The 6,242-nt window shown below is 54.7% G+C and carries 5 protein-coding genes; 1 reads left to right on the top strand and 4 read right to left on the bottom strand.

Annotated elements, in window-relative coordinates; translation table 11 throughout:
* Window positions 1-181: 181 nt before the first annotated feature.
* A complete protein-coding gene (locus PG892_RS14155) occupies window positions 182-967 on the bottom strand; it encodes a hypothetical protein (RefSeq protein ID WP_270825510.1) in 786 nt (261 codons plus the stop codon).
* A 426-nt stretch (window positions 968-1,393) separates the two neighbouring features.
* Entirely contained in the window at window positions 1,394-3,211 is a 1,818-nt protein-coding gene (locus PG892_RS14150) for a hypothetical protein (RefSeq protein ID WP_270825509.1), read from the bottom strand.
* Window positions 3,212-3,626: 415 nt separating this feature from the next.
* Here PG892_RS14150 and PG892_RS14145 point away from each other — a divergent pair, with 415 nt between their 5' ends.
* A complete protein-coding gene (locus PG892_RS14145) occupies window positions 3,627-4,385 on the top strand; it encodes a hypothetical protein (RefSeq protein ID WP_101617261.1) in 759 nt (252 codons plus the stop codon).
* A 376-nt stretch (window positions 4,386-4,761) separates the two neighbouring features.
* On the opposite strand, the gene PG892_RS14140 is transcribed toward PG892_RS14145, so the two are convergent.
* Window positions 4,762-5,172 (bottom strand): hypothetical protein, encoded by a 411-nt coding sequence (locus tag PG892_RS14140; protein WP_270825508.1) that lies wholly within the window; start codon window positions 5,170-5,172, stop codon window positions 4,762-4,764.
* 669 nt (window positions 5,173-5,841) lie between these two features.
* Complete coding sequence (locus PG892_RS14135) at window positions 5,842-6,120, bottom strand: hypothetical protein (protein ID WP_162540877.1); 279 nt, start codon at window positions 6,118-6,120, stop codon at window positions 5,842-5,844.
* Window positions 6,121-6,242: the final 122 nt, after the last annotated feature.

The following is a 6,242-nucleotide window of genomic DNA, read 5'->3' as shown; positions in this document are numbered from 1 at the left end:
CACAGGCCTATAAGTATTTGTTTTGTAGGCAAAAAACTATTTTTAATTTTTAACAAAATGTTCACGATCTCGCCCTGGGCAGATGAGTAGCCATGTTCGCAGTCTAGCGGCATGGTCTGACAGGTTGCGGTGTGGGCGAACGCCCTCTGTGCCGGTGAGCAAGATTTGGATTAGGTAACCGTCAAATAAGCGGTAGAGACACCTCACCTACCTCGACAAGCGATCCGTTCTCCCACGGTATGACGGCCACCTGCCGGTCTTTGACTATCTGGATGTAGCCGCCTTGAATTTTGTCGATGTCACGGGCTGAGAAACCGACCAGCGATATATAGGGGGAGCCGCCTCTCAGGAACTTCTTTACCTTTGCATATTGGTCCTTTCCCGTGGCGATGAAATAGATGTGCTCGCCTTCGGTCACCATGTCAGGGGAGTCAGGGTTTTGCGTGTATTTGCACACGAGGTCGATGTCACCCACATCAGGAGCAGTGGTGATGAGGCTGCCGTAGAGCCACACATCCTGAACCCAGACGTATGGCTCGCAGGCATTCCACTCCTCCACCCGCTCAAGGAACTCTTCGAGCTTTTGCACTGCCTTGGCCCGAGGCAATCGCTTGATGAGCTTGTGGCGACTCAGCTCAGCGCCTTTGGCTGTTACCTGATACCAAGCAAAGCCATTGTGATCGGTTATTCCCATCACTGTGAGATAACCCTCATCAAGCATTTTCTGGATGAGGTCGGGCGCGAGGGCAACCGCATTGGGATTCAGTTCGGTCAGGGAATACCCCATACCGCATCGCTGCTTCTCCTTGGTCAACACTATCTCGCCAATGGAGCGAACCTCCGTGACATAGTTTATGTCGTCGGTAGGGTACATCTGAGCGTAGTGGCGCAACCGCTTCACCAGATCGCGACCTGTCTTGAGGTCGAGCCCGAAAATTTTGCTCTTGGGGTCAATCGTCAGTCCCATGATCTCACCTGCTGTGGGATGAAAATAAAGTTTCATCCTTGCAAATAAAGTGTCATCCCAACGGGATGAAAGCATTGATTTTGCTGGGCTGTAGCCGTTCTTACTGCTCAAATCACTGACTTTAGGATGAAACTTTAACCATCGTAGCGGGCTGGATCGCAACGTAATTTCTGGGTTTCAAGGCGGCGAAAGGATGAAACTTTATTTTCATCCAACACCGCGAAGTACCGGCGCCGCAGGCCCCCGGCCATGATAAGGGCCCGCCAGTACAGAGGGGTGAGTGCCACATCCACCGGTATCGAGTAACCCCTTACGAGGCCATTGCCAGCTGGTGGATCCGCTCAAACTTCACTGCACCGCCCGCCCCTCCGCTATCAAGCGGTAGCCATGATCACCACCAGCTTAACCTCGAACCCGAAATGTCCGTTACGCCTTGGCCTGACGCCACTTAGTTAGCCATCGATACTGTTCGGGATGAATGCGCAACAGTTCCGCGATAACCGCTTCACGTTTATCGGCTGTCATCCGGGTAAGAAGCGACCTGACATCCGACATAATACTGTCACGACCAGCGCCTCTGGCTTCCGCCTTGCAATACCACTCATGTCCCTCACTAATATTGCCAAGCTCGATACAGACTGCACCAAGTAGTGTGCAGGGGCGAAAGTTGTTGGGTTGAAGGCGGTGAGCTTCGACACCCATGTTCAATGCGGCAGTATGTTCGCCATGGTCACGACACGCACCACCATGCGTGGTGAGAATGGCTGATTTCAGCTTTGGTTGACCCTGCCTCTTGGCTGGTATGGCACTCAGCAGCGCAATCGCCTCATTCGATGCTGCGCATTTACGCAAGTGTCCGCTGGCATTGACTGCACTCCATGGGTTCTTGCTGTTGCGGTACTCTGCTAGCCAGTGATCAGCTTCGAGTCGGTTATAGCTATGGAGAATCTCTTTTGTCTGGTACTCACGGCCATTGCTCTTGAGCCAGATGGTTTCAGTCTCCAGTAGCCGCGTACCTGCATCCAGCTTGAGAAGGATTGCCATGAGCTGTTTGAGGTGATGTGATTCGACATATCCAGTGACACCATACTTCACCCTGAGTGCTTGGTTCTTCACCCTGAGTGCTTGGTTCTTCATCCGTGCGATGTACTTGGGGTCACTCTCACGCTGAATCCGCTCAGCCTCAAGTCGCACACATAGGGCTTTCTGTTCGGCTTTATAACGTTCTTCATCTGCGGCCTTCTGAGCGGTGATCTCGCGTTGTTTCTGTTGCGCAAGCTCGTTTCGTTGCTCCTGTTCCGCTTTCCCTTTTTGGTCGAACTGCTCTTGGGAGAGTTCGCCGGTCAAGAAGCACAGCAAGGCATTCAACCCCCTGTTCAAGAGAAATTGTCTGTTAGCTGCTGAAATCGTCGCGCCTTGTCCGGCAGCGACAAGGAGGCTGTGCAACCTAGCACCGCCCGTGATCGCACTGGTAATATCATCCACCCAGAATTGTCTGGCCAGTTCATGCGGGGGGAGGGACAAATAATTCTTGCCATTGGCCAGCCCATTTTTGATCCGGAATTTTTGCAGGTAATCCCAAGTGGGATTTTGACTGGTCTTCTCTATATTAGCTTTGTCGTCTGGCTGAGCAGCCAAGGGCTTCGTGATTGAAGGTTGGTAGCGATGCACAATCTTTCGGCCCTTATAGTAAAGAGATTTAGAACCGCGCTGCTCCTGTTCTACCGCAGATTGGCGTCTGAACTCAGGGAGAGTCATATCGCCGTTGATAAAGCCCCCCAAGGCGTTGAGACCGTAGCTGGCTAGAATGTCGTAGCGGGGCGAAGTCAGAGGCTCATTCCTGAATATGGCTACGAGCAAACTATGGAGGTTATCGTCTATCGATATGGCAGCAGGAATGTCGTCGACACCGTAATAAGTTGCGAGATCCATGGGCGAGATAAACATCGAGCACACCCCTTGTGCAAAAAAAGAATTAGTACAATAGCGCCGCTGGATATTTACCTGCAATGGCTTAACGTTGGCACTGTTGCCTACAACAGTGGCTTTTATGTTAATTTTTGGCTTTCTGAAACAGGTTGCTGCAATGCGCCTTGAAGCCGCTGAGAGATGGGACGGTAGGTTTGCTGCACGATAGGCGATAGGTGTGGGATGAAAATAAAGTTTCATCCTTGCAAATAAAGTGTCATCCCAACGGGATGAAAGCATTGAATTTGCTGGGCTGTAGCCGTTCTTACTGCTCAAATCACTACCCAGCTCAGGGTTCCACTGGCCAGTTCGAGCCACCCCGGTGTACTTGGCGCTTGGCCACCCCGGTTTACCTGTTGAGAGACATCTCAAATGCCGCGGTCAAAGTCCCCGAGGGAGATCCAGACGCCATGCCGGGAGTTTCAGCACCGTCGGTTGACCTGGCCAGCACCGGTTTTGGGGATGAGTTCCGGGGTTGAGCAGCTGGTTGATTTCCACCAAGGACATCGGTGCTCGAGAGCGGACATAAGTACCCAGGTCAGCCTGCTGGCCACATCCCGGTACCAACCTACTCACGGAATTTGGCCTCTGTCGCAAATTCATCAAGAGGGCCCCTCTACTCATTGCGTGGCAGTGGGCAACGCGGGTACACATGAGTCGCCCACCACTGCGACCTACCAAGGACTGCGCTATGACGATGTTTGTCTCCTACCCTTTCCGAGTCCCCGCCACCAATGCACCGCTGTACTGGCAGTCAGCCTATGAGCCGACCCATCGCTTCACCTATCTGCAATTTCATCCCGAACCGAACGAAGATGGAATTGAGATAGATGCCTCTTACGCTATGGAAGAGGATTTCTCGGTATCGGTCTTCAACGAACGCTATCAGGGCACCTCACTGTGCTTCCCGATAATCCCGAATGCCTCCCTGCCCAGCATCAAGGCGTTGGCCCACGACGCCAAGCTGGAGGCCATGCTACAGCGCATCAGCGATGCTTACCTTTCGGAGTTCCATGAAGGTCAGTGGAGGGGAAGTTTCCCCGGTCTGCCGGAGGGATTTGAGAAAGAGGTGATCGACCATCTGGCCGAGGTGCTATCGGAAGATGCGCTGAAAATAGTCCCAGCCAGCCAGTACGTCCGAGGTGGTAACCTGGAACTGTTTATTTTATGTGATCTGCTGTCCTTTGAGGACTATGCAGAAAAGCTGGTTCATCTGGCTGAGCATGAAGGGGTGCTCCTTGTGGGGGATGTGGTGGATGAAGTTGCCAAGTGGTGCGCCGAAGAGGTCGAATATGACATTGAGACGTACCTAGAACCAGACGAGACGCTGCACCTGTTGATCTTCCTCCTGAAACGGCATGACAAGGCGAAATACGGGTACCTGCTAGATCTCTTCAAAGCCCACTACCCCGAAGTAGAAGTGCCGTTGTTCGCTAAGACCTACTCATAGGCACTCGTCGAAGGCCTGGCGACCCAGGTTACCTGGCGACACGCCGGGCTGATCTGGTGATGGTTGTCCTCGGTGGAATGCCACCTCCCGACGGCGGGCACGGGTCCGGCTGAGGAGGTTGGCCACCGCCGGTGTACCTGGTGAGGAGACATCTCAGTGCCGCGGTCATTGTCCTTCGTGCAACTCAAGAAGCCCTGCAGGGAGTTTCAGCAGCGTCAGTTGACCTGGCCAGTGCCCGTTTTTTGGATGAGCTCCGGGGTTGAGCGGCGGGTGGATGTCCCTCATTGGCCCTGAAAGTCCCAGATGTCATGGGCAGCTGCGTGCGAGCTGCACCTGGCTGGGCCCGGCGACGCGGGATCCCGCCCCTCCCGGTCCTTCAAGGACAAATTGGTGGTCGGCCCGGCGCTCCAGTATCCGCCCACCTGGGTGCCGAGCCGGTGCCGGTGCCGGTGCCGGTGCCGGTGCCGGTGCCGGTGGACGATAGTCGACCTGTTGGTGGTTCGACATGCCGGTTGTCCGGCACCTCTTTGAAAATATGTGGGTCGCCGCGCAGAAATGATGATGAGTCTTGATTTACGTTGTCGCCGAAGCCGCGTCGCCGCGCCATATGAGGTCGAGTGACGCCGGTTGCCTCCGCCAGAATTTGATCCAGCTGTAAGGATTCGAAGATGAAAATCAAAGTGATCTGCGAGTACGCTTGGGAAGTAGTGAGATCGAAAAAGAGAGCACTCTTCACCGCTGAGATGTTTCGTAAACAGGGGTACGGACATTCCACCTTCCAGATCATGGATGACGATGGGATATGGGTGGAGTTAAGCGAAGATGCGGTGGAGTGCTGAGCACCAGCTCGGCAGGAGATCTGGCCACTTTTGGCCTACCTGGTGAGGACGGATAAACGCGGGGGTTGGTGTCCTTTGAGGAAGTTCAGGCGATGCTGGCCCCGCGCGGACGTTCTCGCACCCAGGTGGGGACGACGCTGACGCGGTCTTCACCGGCGGAGGAGATGATGAGCTCCGGGTCCGAGGTGCATATGGTTTTCCTTTAAGGACCGTGTACCATCCCAGGGAGAGCTGCACGCCCGTGGGTGACCTGGCCACTGCCGTCGGTGCCGGTTGGCCGGGGTGATCACCGGGAAAAACGGGTCGTCATTGTCCACCGTCCACGCTGACGCTTGGGCTACCCGCGTCGCACGCGGCTGAGGAGCTGGCCACACCGGCGGTGTACCTGGCGCACCTGGACGATCACCAGGTCAACCGGGTGGCTAGTGTCCCTCGTGGAGATCAGCGGATGTCGGCACCGCGCGGTCGTTGTTGCACCCAGGTGCCGACCCTACGGTTTGGCGGGAGGCTGGTGGCCCGGGTGAAGGCCATCCTTCCCGGTAAGCGGTACTGGCTTTGTCTTGCGGAAACGAAATGGGGGCTGATGTCCCCACTATCATTCTTCGTCTTCGACCTTGCTACGACTTGGAGCTGGGTTTAATGGTATTCTTCACCCCCTTGATGACGGCGCTGGGATGTTCGGTATAGACATCCCGTGAGAAGATGTGACCATCCCCATCAAGAATGATATGTACCTCGACTTCAATTCCATCGTCAGTAGTAGCACTACCCTTATAGTCCGATCGGTTGGGAGAATCACTGCCAACTTCTACCAAGTCTTCGCCGGGAATTTCCACCGTTTCTGTGCGGTCGCCATTCACAACGTCCGCCATGACCTTGCCTCTAAACACACTCATGTCTGCCCCTCGCTTGCAGCTGCACCAACCAACACTGACTTCAAAGCACGGGTCTGCCGCATGAAGACAGCCCAAACAGTGTCCATGAAGTCCGTACCCTGATCGCCAGAATATCGCTCTGA

The sequence above is a fragment of the Aeromonas sp. QDB68 genome, from assembly GCF_027707405.1.
Classification (GTDB): domain Bacteria; phylum Pseudomonadota; class Gammaproteobacteria; order Enterobacterales; family Aeromonadaceae; genus Aeromonas; species Aeromonas caviae.
Note: the sequence above shows the minus strand (reverse complement) of the source record. Positions and strands in the feature narration are given on the sequence as shown.

Excerpts from the sequence above, each read along its gene's own strand:
- PG892_RS14155 (WP_270825510.1), bottom strand. The coding sequence starts at position 967 with ATGGGACTGACGATTGACCCCAAGAGCAAAATTTTCGGGCTCGACCTC.
- PG892_RS14145 (WP_101617261.1), top strand. The coding sequence starts at position 3,627 with ATGACGATGTTTGTCTCCTACCCTTTCCGAGTCCCCGCCACCAATGCA.
- PG892_RS14140 (WP_270825508.1), bottom strand. The coding sequence starts at position 5,172 with ATGATCTGGAAGGTGGAATGTCCGTACCCCTGTTTACGAAACATCTCA.
- PG892_RS14135 (WP_162540877.1), bottom strand. The coding sequence starts at position 6,120 with ATGAGTGTGTTTAGAGGCAAGGTCATGGCGGACGTTGTGAATGGCGAC.